This is a genomic window from Paenibacillus sp. TSM33, assembly GCF_056099025.1.
In genome coordinates, this window is record NZ_JBLZXB010000017.1 from 201,624 (window position 1) to 218,647 (window position 17,024).

The 17,024-nt window shown below is 44.2% G+C and carries 15 protein-coding genes; 3 read left to right on the forward strand and 12 right to left on the reverse strand.

Translation table 11 applies throughout. The annotated features are described in order from the left end of the window. Positions 1–7: 7 nt before the first annotated feature. The 11 genes from ACN6NF_RS12755 to ACN6NF_RS12805 all read right to left on the reverse strand — a co-directional run bounded on the left by ACN6NF_RS12755 (position 8) and on the right by ACN6NF_RS12805 (position 10,363). Complete coding sequence (locus ACN6NF_RS12755) at positions 8–499, reverse strand: hypothetical protein (RefSeq protein WP_123797261.1); 492 nt, start codon at positions 497–499, stop codon at positions 8–10. A 131-nt stretch (positions 500–630) separates the two neighbouring features. Then, the gene (locus ACN6NF_RS12760; RefSeq protein ID WP_474318045.1) at positions 631–1,749 is read right to left on the reverse strand and encodes a glycerol dehydrogenase; all 1,119 of its coding nucleotides are present in this window, start codon (positions 1,747–1,749) and stop codon (positions 631–633) included. A 36-nt stretch (positions 1,750–1,785) separates the two neighbouring features. Next, complete coding sequence (gene bioB, locus ACN6NF_RS12765; RefSeq protein ID WP_474318046.1) at positions 1,786–2,793, reverse strand: biotin synthase BioB; 1,008 nt, start codon at positions 2,791–2,793, stop codon at positions 1,786–1,788. Positions 2,794–2,990: 197 nt separating this feature from the next. Continuing rightward, the gene (locus ACN6NF_RS12770; RefSeq protein WP_474318047.1) at positions 2,991–4,292 is read right to left on the reverse strand and encodes a hemolysin family protein; all 1,302 of its coding nucleotides are present in this window, start codon (positions 4,290–4,292) and stop codon (positions 2,991–2,993) included. A gap of 387 nt (positions 4,293–4,679) precedes the next feature. Then, complete coding sequence (gene gerQ / locus ACN6NF_RS12775) at positions 4,680–5,159, reverse strand: spore coat protein GerQ (protein ID WP_474318048.1); 480 nt, start codon at positions 5,157–5,159, stop codon at positions 4,680–4,682. A 56-nt stretch (positions 5,160–5,215) separates the two neighbouring features. Next, complete coding sequence (locus ACN6NF_RS12780; protein ID WP_474318049.1) at positions 5,216–5,638, reverse strand: cell wall hydrolase; 423 nt, start codon at positions 5,636–5,638, stop codon at positions 5,216–5,218. A gap of 118 nt (positions 5,639–5,756) precedes the next feature. Beyond that, on the reverse strand, positions 5,757–6,506 hold the full coding sequence (locus ACN6NF_RS12785) for an SDR family NAD(P)-dependent oxidoreductase (RefSeq protein WP_474318050.1): 750 nt from the start codon (positions 6,504–6,506) through the stop codon (positions 5,757–5,759). A gap of 132 nt (positions 6,507–6,638) precedes the next feature. After that, positions 6,639–7,034 (reverse strand): DUF2500 domain-containing protein, encoded by a 396-nt coding sequence (locus ACN6NF_RS12790; protein ID WP_013371386.1) that lies wholly within the window; start codon positions 7,032–7,034, stop codon positions 6,639–6,641. Between the two features lie 188 nt (positions 7,035–7,222). Further along, the gene (locus ACN6NF_RS12795) at positions 7,223–7,405 is read right to left on the reverse strand and encodes a hypothetical protein (protein WP_013371387.1); all 183 of its coding nucleotides are present in this window, start codon (positions 7,403–7,405) and stop codon (positions 7,223–7,225) included. 152 nt (positions 7,406–7,557) lie between these two features. After that, the gene (locus ACN6NF_RS12800) at positions 7,558–8,808 is read right to left on the reverse strand and encodes a YCF48-related protein (RefSeq protein ID WP_474318051.1); all 1,251 of its coding nucleotides are present in this window, start codon (positions 8,806–8,808) and stop codon (positions 7,558–7,560) included. A gap of 163 nt (positions 8,809–8,971) precedes the next feature. After that, positions 8,972–10,363: an amino acid permease gene (locus ACN6NF_RS12805; RefSeq protein WP_474318052.1), complete on the reverse strand. Its 1,392-nt coding sequence runs from the start codon at positions 10,361–10,363 to the stop codon at positions 8,972–8,974. A gap of 232 nt (positions 10,364–10,595) precedes the next feature. On the opposite strand from ACN6NF_RS12805, the gene ACN6NF_RS12810 reads away from it, so the two are divergent. After that, positions 10,596–11,525 (forward strand): L-lactate dehydrogenase, encoded by a 930-nt coding sequence (locus ACN6NF_RS12810; protein ID WP_474318053.1) that lies wholly within the window; start codon positions 10,596–10,598, stop codon positions 11,523–11,525. Positions 11,526–11,647: 122 nt separating this feature from the next. On the opposite strand, the gene ACN6NF_RS12815 is transcribed toward ACN6NF_RS12810, so the two are convergent. Beyond that, a complete protein-coding gene (locus ACN6NF_RS12815; protein ID WP_474318054.1) occupies positions 11,648–12,751 on the reverse strand; it encodes a DUF3900 domain-containing protein in 1,104 nt (367 codons plus the stop codon). 331 nt (positions 12,752–13,082) lie between these two features. On the opposite strand from ACN6NF_RS12815, the gene ACN6NF_RS12820 reads away from it, so the two are divergent. Together ACN6NF_RS12820 and ACN6NF_RS12825 are read left to right on the forward strand one after the other, a co-directional pair. Beyond that, positions 13,083–14,297 carry an MFS transporter gene (locus ACN6NF_RS12820; RefSeq protein ID WP_474318055.1) on the forward strand — a complete coding sequence of 405 codons (1,215 nt, stop codon included), beginning with the start codon at positions 13,083–13,085 and terminating at the stop codon, positions 14,295–14,297. Between the two features lie 717 nt (positions 14,298–15,014). Then, positions 15,015–16,976: an endonuclease MutS2 gene (locus ACN6NF_RS12825; protein WP_474318056.1), complete on the forward strand. Its 1,962-nt coding sequence runs from the start codon at positions 15,015–15,017 to the stop codon at positions 16,974–16,976. Positions 16,977–17,024: the final 48 nt, after the last annotated feature.

Consider the following 17,024-nt stretch of genomic DNA (forward strand, 5'->3'; position numbering starts at 1 on the left):
CGTATATTTACAGTGTATTAATCCAATAATTCGCTGCAAGTCCAAATACGATTTGTACTACGCTGATGATGAAAAAGACAATAAAGCAGCTTACAACTCTTCGATTAATGGTTTGATGTAAGGATAAAGATGATTTCACATAAAACATGCTGCCTAATATCCCCAAGCACAGACCAAAGATGCCTGCAAATAGCCACCCTATAACCAAGCTGACCACGACAAAAGCCCAGCTCCAGCCCGGAACCTTACTTACTGGAACATAAGGTTGATTGGACCCAAGATATACACCGTCCACAGCTAAATCTGCTCTGTTGCCAATAACCACAACATTCACAGCTTTCTCCTTCAGTCTAATTGGAAAATCAATCAAGTTCAAAAATGCGTTCTGGCTTTTCACCTTCTGCTCGCTACCATTCACAATGATTTTTCCTCCGGTAAAGCCACGCTTGTACTCAATACTATATTGAATACCTTGGTCTTCTACATTCCATTTGGCCATCGCTAAACCCCTCTCAAATTTTAGATAATTTTCTAATTATGTACCATGAAAATCATACCATAAGCTGCAAGTTAAATAATGGAAAAAGGCCGCTTATCAGCGACCTTTGAATCTACTTATTTCGTATGCGATTAGTTTCTATGTCCAATTTTAGTCTTGTAGGCAACTGAATACTGATCAGCCGCTAAAATCGCATCCAGCACATCATCCGCTGTAACAGCAAATGGTAAATTGTGAGCGGTTTCGCCTTCTTTGGTAGCAGCCTGAGCTACCCGGTACAAATCCTCTCGGGAAGCTTCCTGCAGCTTAATGTCTTCCAGCGTAACCGGCAGATCGAGTTTTAGGTAAAAATCAATATACCGCTCCACCTCAGTTAAAGGTCTTTTTTCCAAGGCAAGCTGTACTAAGGTGCCAAAAGCTACTTTTTGACCATGCGTCAGGTGATGAATGTCTCCTTCGAGTACGGTAAAACCATTGTGAATAGCATGTGCGCCTGCTAAGCCGCCGCTTTCAAAGCCCAAACCGCTTAGCAACGTATTGGCTTCCACCACCGCTTCAAGCGCAGGTGTAACGACTTTGCGTTTTACAGATTCATAAGCTTGGAGACCGTAATCGAAAAGAACTTCCTCGCACTTGGACGCAATGGCTTCTGCCGCCAAGGTTGGCAAGCCGCCAGCCATAGTTGTAGCACGAGCTTCAATGACTGCGCGGGCTTCAATCCATGTTGCCATGGCATCCGCAATGCCTGAGGAGAGGAACAAAGGCGGTGCCTGAGATATGATTTTCGTGTCAACCAGGATTAAGCTCGGGTTTTTACTGAAAAAGGTATACGTATCAAATGCACCCTCATCCGTGTACAAAACAGATAGAGCACTGGTAGGGGCATCTGTAGAGGCGGTTGTTGGAACAATCACCACCGAGGAACCGAGGAGCTCATTAACGGCTTTGGCAGTATCCAGCGTTTTACCGCCACCTACACCAATGACAATATCGACCTGGCCGCTTCGTCCCTCATCAACGATACGGTTTACTTCATTTTTGGATGCTTCCCCTTGAAACTCAACCTTTATAGCAGTGATATCAGCCTGTTCCAGACTTTTGACCACTCGATCGGCTGCAATCTCCCAAACCAGCTTGTCCGCAATAACCAAAGCCGTATGGCCTAATGGCTTAACATATTCACCTGTTTTATCAATCACATTTTTCCCTTGCACATATTTACCTGGACTAATAAATACTTTTTCGCTCATCATTCAACTCTCCCTTCCATGTTTGTACAATCTCTATTATACGGCTGAAAGAGCACACATCTCAATTTCAAAGCCAAGATCTTCTATCATTTGATGATCAGCAGTAACTTCTTGACCTGCTGTCGTTAAATAATCTCCTACAAAAATCGAATTTGCTGCATAAAGGGCTAGCGGTTGTAATGAGCGTAAATTCAATTCCCTTCCGCCAGCGACGCGTATTTCTTTGGATGGACAGATGAACCGGAACAGTGCCAACACCTTCAAAGCTTGGATCGGCGAGATCCGCTGTGCTTCTCCCAAAGGGGTTCCGGGGATTGGATTCAGGAAATTAATCGGAATAGAGTCGGCATCCAACTCTCGTAAGGCATAAGCCATTTGAACAATTTCCTCATTCGTCTCCCCCATACCGATAATAACGCCAGAGCATGGAGACATTCCGTGTGATTGAGCCATTTTCACAGTTTCGATGCGTTGGTCATATGTATGTGTGGTTGTAATCGAGGGATAGTTGGCCTTGCTAGTATTTAAATTATGATTGTAACGGTGTACCCCAGCATCTGCCAACCGCCGTGCTTGATCTCCCTTGAGAATCCCCAAGCAAGCGCAAATTTTGAGCGGCATGGTACGACTAATTTCTTGTACAGCATCAATCACCTGATCCAGCTCCCGATCTGTCGGACCTTTGCCGGAAGCTACAATGCAATATGTCCCCGCTTTTCGTGCTAGGGCTTCCCTTGCCCCAGCCAACAATGATTCCTTGTCCAGCATACTATACTTGCTGACAGGTGCCGTAGAAACGATGGATTGTGAGCAATAACCACAATCCTCCGGGCACAGACCGCTTTTGGCGTTCATGATCATATTGAGCTTTACTTTTTTTCCGTAAAAATGATGCCGTACCTGAAATGCAGCTTGCATAATCGGTAATATTTCAATATCGTCCGCTTCCAGTATCGCCTTACCTTCTTCCAGCGTCAGATTGCTGAAATGGATTGCTTTTTCAGCTAATGAACCCCAGTCTACATCCTTTTTGAATAAATTCATACTTCATCCTCCTTCAGATGATCATGTAACCAGATGAGATTTTTAGCGTAAGGAAATTCACTCTATTGTCAACTTAAAAATGCACGATTAGGTTGACAATAATACAAACATCATATCAATTCATATCCTTTATGTAAAGAAGACAAAATAAAAAAGCGACCCCACATGATTGAAGGCCGCTTTCCATATTTATTCCATTATGAGACTCCTGCTTCCTCCACGACGATAGGCTGTTTGATTAGCCGAATACGTGAAATCCGCTTGTTTTCAACTTCTTCTACAATGAACATACATCCCTCAAACACTACAGACTGGCCTGGCTGTGGAGGAATAACCTCTACATGTGAGTACAGCCAGCCTCCTACTGTATCATAATCGTCATGATCAAGATCTAGCCCGAAGCGATCGTTCACTTCATCAATTAATAACATACCGTCAATGGAAAATTCCTCGTCATTAATCTGCTCACAACTCGGACGTTCTTGGTCGAACTCATCCTGAATTTCACCGACGATTTCTTCCATAATATCTTCCAGCGTTACCATACCCGAGGTGCCACCGTATTCATCAATCAAAATTGCAATTTGCGTCTTGCTACGCTGCATGCGTTTGAGCAGATCGCTAATTTGCGTTGATTCAGGAACAGCAAGAATCGGCCGAATCATCGTTCGGGTATCCAGCGTGTTCGCACGTAGAAGATCTTTAATATGGATAAAACCGATAATATGGTCCTTATCTTCGGCACAGATTGGATAACGGGTTCTCATGCTTTCCGTCGCAATCGCGAGATTTTCTTCTGTGGACTCATTACTGTATAAACAGATCATCTCCGTGCGCGGAATCATGATTTCCCTGGCGGTCGTGTCGGCAAAATCAAATATATTATCAACAAGCGCCAATTCCGTATTATCAATTAGTCCGCTCTTATTGCTTTCTTTCATCAGAATGCGTATTTCGTCCCCTGTATGCGCGGAATCATCGTATTCGGATACCGGCTCCAGTCGAAATAAACGCAACAGGCTGTTCGCCATTCCATTCAACGCCCATATGAATGGATACATCAACTTGTAAAACCAAGTCATCAGCATGGCCGAATACAGCGTAATAGTCTCAGATTTACGAATAGCTATCGTTTTGGGTGCCAATTCACCCAACACAATATGCAGAATCGTAATGACAATAAATGCAATGACCACGGCAGTACCGTGCACGTATACCGCTCCCAAGCCAGCGGCTGTAAATGCAGGTTCGATCAAATGTGCGATGGCCGGCTCTCCGATCCATCCCAGTCCCAGCGATGCTAGGGTAATGCCCAATTGGCAGGCCGATAAATAAGCATCCAAATTGTGTATCATGTTGGCGGCGTATACAGCCTTTTTATTGCCAGCCTCCACCAAGGTTTCTATACGGCTGCCCCTGACCTTCACCATGGCAAATTCCGCAGATACAAAAAAACCATTTAATAATACTAATGCAAAAACGATAAATAAGTTAAACATACTCGGTAAAGGGTCACTCAATATGCTCCCCATCAGCCGTCATTACGGCAGACAGGCGCACCTCCTTCGGATAGTTTCATCATAGACAGAACGATAACACATCATAAGCAGCGTCAACTTCCCAACACATTCACCCCTTCCGGCTTCCTAAGCCATATTCCGCAAAAATGATTAAATCATTCATCAGCTTATATTAATTATATAACTATACTCTATACAGTCAAACTACAAGCAATGTCAGAAAAATCAACTCCCCTATCATTTAAGTCGGAAAGCTCTCGTTTTCGCCTCTTACCACTAAGAAAGCAACTATATTTGAGAAAGAATATAAACAAAATACATCCTCTGCCGCCTGGCAGAGGATGTAGACTCATATATATGAAGGCATCAGCGAACCGGGGATGCGCCCGGATTCCCGATGACGCCGGGATATTGGTACAACAACGGCTCATCAAAAGTTGCATAATCCAGGTTTAACATCAGTAGAATGGTCCGTTTTCCCGTCGCCGGATCACTAATAATAATGTGGTCCCGACCTGCTGCTTCCAGAACACCTTTGAATATTTTAGCATTCCATTCTCGGTTATTTTCATAGGTCATATAAAAGGTTCCCGTTTTACCTAAGTTCAAGCGTAAAATATTCTCGATGTATGATTGCTCGTATTGCGGAGTCTGAACCTGCACCACTGTACCCGTTGGTGTCATAGGACTGCCACTACTTACTTGAGGTGGAAAGCCAGTCACAGGTTGCATAGGTTGCATAGGCATAGGTTGCATAGTTCCGACTGGAGCCATCCCTCTTGGCCATTCTGGATATCCATTACCGGAAGTATAAGATGCGGGACGGTAAGCTTGCTGTGAAATCATGTAAATTCCTCCTAAAATGGTTTTGGTTTTAATTCTTCAAGCCTTCTGAAAGGTATCTAATATACATTAGGACAGTCCTGTACAGTTGGGCTAAAAAAGCAGTGGGCTTTAAAACGTCCGGTATTGTTCTGGTTATACCAGGTACTCGGACAGCCTCCAACCGGTCTGAAAAACCATAATGCGTTGGATGCAGGATGTATTTTTTCCCCATTGATTACACGCTGGGCAAGTCGTATGTCCCGATCACGGGCTTTCTGATAAAAATACCCCTTCTGAGTGGCTTCAAAACCTCCTGGGCTCTGAAACACCATGTCATTCATGAGGCGTATCCCTTGGAAATCCAGGCAATTGGATAAAATTCGGTTCACACCGACATTCCCAACCATAAGCATCCCCATCTCTCCTTCACCTTCAGCCTCAGCCCGCATCAGCCGGGCGAGGGTCCTTACATCTTCTGAGTTGGTCTTGATTACAGCCACCGCGTCCCCTCCTTGCTTCTCCATCACATACCCTATCCTATGGTACAAATGCCCAATAAGTGACAGTCCAAAAAATAAAAAAATAGCCCCAAGATTGGGACTACTCATTAATCTTTCATCATGGCTCGTAGATCATCTTACGCGTCATGCCACCATCAACCACTAGATTCGTGCCTGTTACAAAATCATTGCCGGGTTGTGTCAAATATAGACAGGCTCGTGCAATGTCTTTAGGGGTCCCTACTCGCCCAGCTGGATGCTGTTGATGGTCTTCCGCACGCAATTGCTCGTAATCCCCGGTTTCAATCCATCCTGGACTAATACAATTGACCTGAATCCCATCCTTTCCTAGCGATATGGCCATCGCGTGTGTAAGGGCGGCTATGGCTCCTTTGGATGCCGCGTAGGCTTCCGTATCCGGCTCTGACATAAAGGCTCGTGTAGAGGTCATATTAACCACTGAGCCCCCTTCTGCGTTTCGCTTCATTACCTTTGCCACTTCTCTTGTTGCAATAAAACAGCTGCGTACGTTTGTATTCAAAATGTCATCCCATTCTGCTACTGTTAACTCATATGGAGATTTCCATCTGGAGACGCCTGCATTGTTAATCAACGTATGAATTGTACCGTATTCTTCTTCCGTGGCACGAATCAGCGCTACAATATCTTCTTCCTTACGCACATCACAAGGAATAAAAATGGCATGATGGCCCTTGTTTCGGGCTGCTGCAGCGGCTGCGGCGCCCTCTTCCTCATTGTAGTCAGCAAATACGACTTTGGCACCGTGAGCAGCGTAGGCCAAAGCGACCTCTTTCCCGATGCCATGCGCCGCTCCTGTTACAATAACAACTTGTCCTTCAAATGACACGACTTATTCCTCCTCTAAACTACTCTGTTTTAGTATATATGTACCAAAAAGTGCTATACAAGAAACATTTACAGCCCCTACCCTGTTTCCTCGCAGAAGGCTGTAAATGAGCACAACCGTTTTGACTGAATCCTACATTTTAACCTGCTCCAAGCTATAGCGATTAAGACGCTGAAATCCGATATACCTTGTACCTTGAAAAGTAAGTCGTCCCTCATCTCCTTCAGCACATTGACCATATTCTTCCCCAGATACCTTGAACTCCATCCGGTCGCCACTCTCCACCTCGAAGGTTACATAATAAAAGGTGTAGGTACGAGTCCCTTGTTCCTCCTGGCGCCTCTGTTGGAGATGGGTCCTTCTGGCCGTAATGCGGGAACCCACCGTCAACACAGGCTGTCGCTTGTTCCGGCTCCATTCCATGACTTCCCTGCCCGCAGACAACACGACAATACCCAACACAACTACGAAAAACACAGGCAATACCGTACCCAGCCAATCGAACATCCATAATGACTCAAATCCCATGCACCGCACTCCTCTCCGCCAGGCATTCCACAGGGAAACCACCGGGCATCCTGACCTGCCACAAGCCTTCTATAACAGTATATGTATGTTGCTGCCCAAATTTGATAGCAACCCTCAAGAACGCCAAGAGCCTCCACGGAATTATCCGGGAGGCTCAAGATATGGCGATATCAGAATAGCTCATTGATTTATACATGTACAAGCTGGAGATAACGTTGTGTTTCATCCAGGACTTCATGATCTTCTTCTTCGGCGTAACGCTCTGCACATTGCTTGCAGTCCTCTTCAGTCGTGCAACCGTAGGCGTCCTGACAAGTGTAGCAAAATTGAAGGTAGTATTGGGTTAGCATATGATCCTGATTCGCTCTCATGATTATCACTCCTATCGTTGTTTACAGGTTTAGTATAACAGTGGCTCATTTGTTAGTTTGTGATTTTTTTCACAAGTTGTCGTATAAAATTTAAATTTTTTAAAAATAAAACGCCCTGGGATGTCTTCCCAGGGCAATCTCCTTTATCGTGGTTATAAAATTCTCCAGTTTGCACCACCGTCCGTTGTTTTTAACAGCAGTGATTTCTTATCGTCGAGTCGTTCTAAAAGCAGCCAACCTACCGATGAAGAAGCAAAACGCAGCTTGACTGAGCGTGGGTAGTCTTTTAACTTCGAAGGCAGCACCTTGTTGCCTTTGAGACTTGTCCACGTCTTCCCTCCATCCATTGTACGGCTCATTCCGTTTGCGGTTATAACCCACCCTTCTTTATCACTTAGAAAGGTACGCCCGGGAGTTATAGAATTATTCTTGCTACTCAGACCCAATGGCACATCATTCCATTGAGTTCCTGTATTATTCGTAAACAGCCCGTTATATTTTGTACCGTTATCTCCATAGCAGAGAACCGGAATCCAATATGACGAACTGTTACCCTCAAGTGACTGCTGAGCTTCTGCCTTAGCCTGAGGGCACCCCTGCATGCTGTTAACGACTGGAGTCCACGTTTTCCCTTGATTCGAAGTTTTATACAACTTCACACTGCTGTCCACGTTAATCGCCACAAAACCCTGATTGTTGGAAGAAAAGCTCATTCCCGCCATACTGCCCTGATCGGGTAAACCTGAGCCTGATTTGTTGGATGTCATACCAGAGCTCTGCGCAACTTTATTCCACGTGGCTCCTCCGTCCGTGGTGTGATACAACATTTTTTGTTGATCCTGCTCATTCAATTTGGTATAAGCCATGATCCAGCCTGTGGTTGGATTTACATATTGTATCGAGCTTACATGGTCTCCGCTAGGTAACGCTGAAACATCCCAGCTCTGCCCTCCATCTGCCGTTCTTAGAATGACCGTTGCGGTTTGATCCAGATTTTGACGGACCACCCAACCGTGACGGGAATCAGTAAAACTGATATCCTTGCCATATTCAAGCTTATCTTGAAATTGGACGTTTTCGGAAGGGGAAATATTATTCCATGTTTTCCCACCATCATGGGTATCATAAAGTCGAAACTCATTATGGGTAACTCCCCAAACCAACCCTTTATTGTTATCAATTAAATGGAAATCCGCGATTCGTGTCTGCACCACATATTTGGCGTTTGGATCCCCCGCCTTTGGGGTCACTGGCGGATTAATAGTTATCGTCTGCCCCTGGTCATCTGGTTCCTCAATCGGAGGTTTAGTTACAGTTTTTGGGGTTTCAGCAGAACAGGCAGTTAGCAGGATGCCCGTCAACAGCATTACTCCTCCCAAGAGCGCACGCCAGCGCAGTTTCATATCAAAATCCTCCCTCGATGGCATGCGGTAATCACGTGCCAAAAGCTTATCTGAAACAGAATTATACCATAAACGACCTTATGTGACACTTTTCGCGTAATGACAAAAAAAACCGGCTCCTTCACAAAAATGAAGAATACCGGCTTTTTTTATCTAATATTGCTTAGGATTTATGGTTCAACAAACTTTTGTGATATCCATAGAAGAAATAAATCAGTAATCCAAGCAGTAGCCACACGATAAATCCGATCCAGGTGCTGATATGAAGCTGAAGCATCAGACCGATGCAAACCAAAGCACTTAGTAGCGGAAGCAACGGAACCCATGGTACGGTAAACCCTCTTTTCAAATCCGGTCGTGTCTTACGCAGAACAATGACCCCAACCGAAACTACAGCAAAAGCGAACAGAGTTCCAATACTCGTCAGATTGGTCAGTGCATGCAACGGGAACAATCCGCTAGCCAATGCGATAATGCTGCCCACCAGCCATGTGCTTCGAATCGGTGTTTGAGTTTTGGCATTTATCCTAGATAGAAAAACGGGTAAAAGACCATCACGTGACATAGAAAAAATTAATCTTGTCTGGCCATACAACAGCACCAGTAAAACGGTCGTCATCCCTGCAATCGCACCTACTGAAATTAATCCAGCTACGAAATCCTGATGAATAAAGCGAAGAGCAAACGCAACCGGATCACTAACGCCCAACTGCGTATAAGGTACCATTCCTGTTAGCACAACTGAAACGGCAATATACAGTATCGTACAGATGGCTAGAGAGGAGATAATGCCAATAGGCATGTTCCGCTGCGGATTGCGCACTTCTTCGGCTGCAGTTGAGATAGCATCGAAACCTAGATAAGCGAAAAATACGATTGCCGCAGCACTCAAAACACCAGAAAATCCATATGGTAAAAATGGTGTCCAGTTGGCAGGCTTAACATAAAAGATTCCGATTCCAATAAACAACAGTACAACCCCAACTTTGACACAAACCATTATGAAATTGAACCGAACCGTTTCCTTGGCTCCCAGACTTAGCAATAGTGTGATAAGCATGATAATGCACACAGCTGGCAGATCAATTATGGTCCCCTTGGTCGAATCGAAGGCTGCGGTTAAAGCTAACGGTAGATGCATATCAAATCCGGCCAGCAAGCCTTGAAAGTAAGCAGACCAGCCACTACTCACAGAGGCGGCCGCCACTCCATATTCCAGAATCAAGTCCCAACCCAGTACCCAGGCCAGAACTTCTCCAAAAACAATATAACTATATGCATAAGCGCTCCCAGCCGCGGGAACTGTAGATGAAAGCTCTGCATAGCACAAGGCTGCCAATACGCAGGCAATCCCTGCAATAACAAAAGAAAGCATCAAACCGGGACCTGCATTTTCTGCTGCTGCCTTGCCAGTAATAACAAAAATTCCTGTCCCGATGATGCAGCCTACTCCTAGCATGGTGAGATCAAAAGGCCCCATTGTTCTCTTTAGGCGACCTGTAGATCCGCTTTCCTCGTGCGAGAGCAGTCCTGTTTTTTTTCGAAATAAGTCCATATTCCTAATCCTCTTTCCATAATTTCTTACGTCAATATCGGTGCTGCAACGCTTTAGTGCATGTTCCTATCGTTCGATTAATTATTAGCGAGCTCGCCTTTGAAGTCAAGGAGAAATGTCATAATTCTTTACGGTGGTTAAATATATACGGTACAATAAGTTGGAAACATAAATTTTAAAGTAATACCCCAAAATGAAAAGGTATTCAACCCGAGAAGGAGATGAGGATTTAATGAGCTTAAAACCTTACAAACGAAGTAGAGTGGCTATTGTCGGCATGGGAGCGGTTGGCACAACAACTGGCTACACCCTGCTGCTGCGCCAACGCATGGCAGAACTTGTCTTTATTGATATCAATGTCAAAAAGGCGAAAGGGGAAATGCTCGATATGAATCATGGGCTCCCCTTTCTCGGTGGTGTTAAAGTGTGGGCCGGTGATTATGAAGACTGCCGTGATGCAGATATCATCATTGTTACAGCGGGCGCTTCACAAAAGCCCGGAGAGACACGTATCGATCTGCTGAAGCGTAATGCCGAAATTTTCGAAAGTATTATTGATAATATTGTCAAGGTCAATACCCATGGCATTTTGCTGATCGCAACCAATCCGGTGGACATCCTCTCCTACATCTCTTGGAAACGCAGTGGTTGGCCATCAAGCAGAGTTATTGGGTCGGGTACTCTTCTAGACAGCGCACGCTTCCGCTATCTGATCGGAAAGCAAAAGGGCATCGATCCCCGGAGCATCCACGCCCATATTATTGGTGAACACGGAGACTCCGAGTTACCTGTATGGAGCACAGCCAACGTGGCTGGAACTACACTGGAGTTGGACGAGGGAACGAAAAATGAAATTTTTGAGAATACGAAGAATGCTGCCTATGAAATTATAGATGCCAAAGGCGCAACATCCTACGCCATCGGACTGGCTCTTGACCGGATCGTAGCTGCTATTCTCGGGGACGAAGGATCAGTACTTAACGTGTCCACATTGCTGGAAGATTATAACGGAGTATCTGACGTATATTTAGGTGTCCCAAGTATCGTAGATCACAATGGGGTACGTGAAATCCTAGATCTTCCACTCAATGAACTGGAGCGTGAAAGGTTGCTTCAATCTGCGGACAAGCTGAAAGATCAAATTAGTAAAGTGCATATGTAATTCAGTAAGTCAGGAATATAAAAGCTAAACAAAAACGGGCCTCCACAGCGGATATATCCGTTGAGAGGTCCGTTTTTTTATAATATAATTCCGTTCGTTTGTCGCCTGCTATGCGTTCCAAATTACCAAGGTGGTGTATCGCCATCCACACCCTCATTTTCATGTTGCCTTTTCTCTTTAAGCCGCTCAGCCACCGTTTCAAAGGATTCAGGTTGTAGCAGCTCAATCGGTGAAAATCCCTTTTCAAACGTAAAAGCGTCACCTTCTATAATAATTGCATATCTATCATGAAGTTTCGTGATATGCAACTTGGCACCAAAGTCGGATAGTAACCCACGCACAGCCGTATCATCCAGTTTGAAACGAACTTCAATTTCCGGTTTTAGCTCGACAATATGCTGCGCAGCTTCTACGACCTGAAGAGGTTCCCATTTTCCTTGCAGATCCCGTTTTTCGCTGGCCGCCCACAGCTCCAGATCGCGCTCTTCCTGCTGTCTTTCCTCATTAGATGCATCCGGCCATTTGGTTTCTACATAATTCTGAACAAAGCCCATGACATGCTCATTAACGATTTCCGGCATGGATTGCTCATAAGTGACGAATTTCAAAAAGTCTTCAAAATACCGCGCATGCGAAGACTGGTGTATTTTAAGCTCCCACTCATCGTTCATACCCTCCTCCAGCATGTAGGGATACATGATGGATTTCATATTACGGGCTGAAATGGCCATTTCGACCTCACTGACCAGACTACTTTCAGTAATCCGTGCAATTTTAGGTTCAAAATCACATTTGAGTACAAAAATAAACGGGTCGTCAGAGTGGGTATTCAATGTAGCCTGTACAATGATCAGTGCTCCACCCCGTACCGCGCTTGTATCCAGATACATCCGCACCAGATCATCACATGCATTTTTAAAATCTTCCTTATCCTCTGCTGCTCGTAGTCGAGCGAACATATTGAAATTCGGATTACTGCTCAGCTCATGTTCCGGTTCGACGATAAAGCGGCCGATTTTGGTCGGTGCCTGCTCTGTGCTGGGATTTTTTTCAACCTTTCGCTTGCTAATGCGAGCAAATTCCCCATCCAGAAATTTTTTGACATCACTCTCGTCGTAATCATAGTCATCCATAGTAGCATAATGCTTATAGGACTTACCGCCTTGTCCTTCTTTTCCGTCTACCTGAATCACAAAAAAAGATAAAAAGTCCACTTGAAAGTTCATCTACGTTCCATACGCTCCTTTTCAGGCATGTACGCGTAATTATATCACTATGATTTTAAAAGGTACATCGGATTTAGATTCTGATAGATAAAGTTGCGCTTATTGGTTAACATAATTTTTATTATGTCCCCCTTCCGCATTCTTTAGCATGATTGATCACTTCCTTTTTCCTGCTCTACTTCTACTTCGTTCATAATCACAAAAAAAGATTTGACTAAATAGTAGTAAATTTATTATATTATCTATTGTTATATAGACAAAATTTAATTTTGTTTATAAAAAAAGATCTTAAGGGTTCCCCACCCTGAAAACTGGAAAGGAGAGTTTGTTGTTGTTTAAAAATCCATATATTAGGACCATTATCGCCTCCAATGCACTGCTAAATTTGGGCATCTGGGTGCGAAACTTTGCCATACTGTTGTATGTAACAGATCTGACCCATAATGATCCCGTATACGTATCGCTCATTTCGGTTGCTGAATTTGCGCCTATCTTTCTGTTTGCCATCATTGGAGGTACATTTGCGGATCGTTGGCGACCTAAACGGACAATGGTTAGTTGCGATCTGCTGTCGGCCGCGTCTATTTTTATCGTGTTGCTCGCATTGTGGTACGGGTCATGGCAGGTGCTTTTGCTATCCACTTTCTTCTCGGCCATTCTATCTCAATTTTCTCAGCCATCTGCGATGAAAATATTAAAACAGCATGTAGCACCAGAACAGCTTCAGGGAGTGATGGCTCTTTTTCAGTCTCTTATGGCATTATTTATGGTTATCGGTCCTGTCGTCGGTACTTTTATTTATCAACACTTTGGAATTTTCATTTCTTTGTCTATAACAGGAATATTGTTTCTCATCTCGGCGCTTGTTCTGACTCGTATCCCACAAGATGAACAAGTAATTGAGATAGATCGACCAACTCATTTTATTGAAGAGCTTAAAGAAGGAATACGTTACGTATGGAATAACCGTACACTTCGCACGCTTGGGGGGACATTTACCATAATTGGGCTAGCGGTCGGACTTATTCAACCATTAATGATTTTTGTCGCCATCGAGAACCTTGAGCAAAACAAGGAATTTCTACAATGGCCATTAATGGCGAACGGAGCGGCTATGCTGTTGGGCGGCGGTCTGATTATGGGAATTGCCAAAAAAGTTCAGCCGCAATTGCTGCTGGCGACTGGACTTATGGTCAGCACACTGACAACCTTTGGAGTCGGATGGTCGCACAATATTGTGCTAACAATGGCATTACAAGTACTTAGCGGTCTATTTTATCCTTGCATTCATATCGGTATCAACACGATGATGATGAAAAATGCTGAAGCTGCTTTTATCGGTCGCGTCGGTGGCGCCCTCTCTCCCCTGTTCTCGGGGATGATGGTCGTCGGTATGAGCATCGGCGGTACACTCAAACGCGAATCCTCCCTGTACACCGTATATATCGTGAGCGCCGGCTTATTTTTAGTCGGATCGATGTTGTTGTTACCGCTGCTTCGTGACAGACTGCCTGTACAAGCTGTCACATCCGTTGATTCTAAATAAGATCACAAGAAACCGCCCTGGGAGATATGATATGCAAGCTACTAGGGCGGTTTCTTAATGTTAGTACCTGTTTCATATGGATGCTGTATTCCTGCTGGAGTGGGATCATTTTCATAAATCGTTTAATCGAAATTAGTTAACATAATATATATTGTGTTAACTTCTTGTTCTCATGATCACTTTTTCATCAAATTGATGAAGTCAGCCTTGACTTCATTACCTGTATGATCGTATATTATGGATATATCTTCAATTAAGGGAGAGATTTTAATGTCGGTGAACGTTCTTAACTAAGCAATTGCATATTCAGGGAAGACCATCAGGCGCTTGTACCCTTTAGGGACAGGTTTGTTTCTTGCTGAGTTTTTACCCTGGTATTAGTTAAGAACATGCGGATATCATAAATCGCCTTAGGGATTATTTTCATCTAGGCCTTATTCCGTGCTGTGTTCAGCACGGTTTTTTTGTTTCCAACTTTTGTGAACTCCTTTTACACGTTTTTCTATTCATAAGCCAATGAACTGATATGTTGGTTGGCCTGTGGATTAAAACGCAGAATTGATGAGAGCACATGCTGGATTATAGGCTTATTTGATGATACACTCCCTCTCCCTTAAAGGGCGGAGAATGAACGTTCGTTCATTCTCCGCCCTTTTTTGTTTTTCAGAAAGGTTTTAAAAAATCCTGTCAATACACAACTAAAGGAGAGATTTATCCATGAATGAAACTACAATGTTACGTTTGGAATATGATCAGATTAAAACAAGAGTGTCTGAATGTGCTTTTTCGTACCTAGGTAAGCAGCATGCCGCTTCCATGCAGCCAATTACAGATATCCGTACAATCAAAATTCGTCTTAACGAAACGAGCGAAGCTTTACAGCTCATTCGCCACGGAGCTAGCGTACCTGTTCCTTCATTGGAAGGAATGGAGCACATTCTGCACCTCTTGGGAACTGGCTATATGTTCAGCGAGCGTGATTTTTCTCATTTGGCCCAATTCATCAGAAGCTGCATACAGCTGATGAAATATATGCATGCCAAGGCGGATTCAGCTCCAACCGTCAGTGCTTATGCCTCTTCCATGTATGGCATGGAGTCACTCCTATCCGAAATCGAGAGATGTATTTATTCGGGTCGAGTAACGGATAATGCCAGTAAAGAACTAGCTAAAATTCGCAAAAAAATTGCAGTTACTGAAGAACGTATCAAAAGGAAACTGGATTCTCTTACCAGCCGTCACCGATCCATCATGCAGGAAAATATGATCAGTCAGCGCAATGGTCGTTACGTCCTTCCGATCAAAAAAGAATTCCGCAAGCAGGTGAAAGGCAATGTACTGGATGAGTCAGGTAGCGGTCAGACCGTCTATGTGGAACCTGCCGAGATCATAAATCTGCAATTCGAACAGAGCGCAAATATGGCAGAAGAATCAAAAGAGGAAATGAAAGTCCTAGGAGACCTGACCGCAATGGCTGAGTCATACAACCGTGAACTAAGCATTAATACAGAGACGGTAGGCATACTGGATTTTTTATTAGCTAAAGCCAAATACGCTATGACTCTGGATGCTGTCTCTGTCGAGCTTAACGATGATGGGATAATAGATATCTATGGTGCACGTCACCCATTGATGGCCCATACTATGGTGCCGCTTGATTTCTCAATTGGTGAAGGTTATTCTTCACTTATTATTACCGGGCCGAATACAGGCGGAAAAACGATGGCTCTCAAAAGCGTAGGTTTGTTAACACTCATGGTGCAATCCGGCCTGCTGGTTCCTGTTTTGCAAGGTAGCCGAATGGCTGTATTCGAGGACATTGTGGTAGACATTGGCGATGGCCAAAGCATTGAACATGCTTTGAGCACCTTTTCTGCTCATATTCGCAATATGATTGGTATTTTGGAAACGGCAGGCAGCTCTACTCTGATCCTGATCGACGAAATGGCCTCTGGTACTGATCCGGGAGAAGGCGTAGGCCTATCTATCGCGCTGCTGGAAGAATTTCATCGTCGCCGAGCGACAGTAGTGGCTACCACGCACTTTAGCGAAATCAAGCATTTTGCTGAAAATACACCGGGATTCCAAAATGCTCGCATGGAGTTTGATACCGAAACGTTGCAACCCTTGTACCGACTTCGCATCGGCGAGGCCGGGGAAAGCTACGCATACGCAATTGCTTTGAAGCTAGGCATGTGGAGTCGCATTATCGAGCGTTCTGAGGCCATTTCTGCTGGAAGAACGTCTCAGGATGCACAGGAACCTTTGGTTATTCCCCCTTCTTTTGATGATAAAAAGTCTGACGATGTATATAAACCTGCCTCTAAAAAAGCATCTACAGACCGCACAGTCGCAAAACAGGGAAAACAAGAGTATCCGCTCATAACCAAGCCATTTGCTCTTGGAGATAGTGTTTATGTCAGCTACCTGGATCGAACCGGTATTGTTTACAAAACTGAGGATGAACGAGGCAATGTTGGAATTTTGATTCAGGGACAAAAGCTGATCATAAACAAAAAGAGGCTCACTCTTCACATCGCTGCAACAGAATTGTATCCTGACGACTATGATTTGGATATTGTGTTAGAAACAAAGGAAAACCGCAAAAAGCGGAAGCTTCTAACGCGCAAGCATGTTCAGGGGCTGATAATTGAATCTCCCCCGGAAAATGAACGGTAAGCGTACGTGCATATTCTTCATTGAAAAATAAGTTGCTTCGGAATGTTA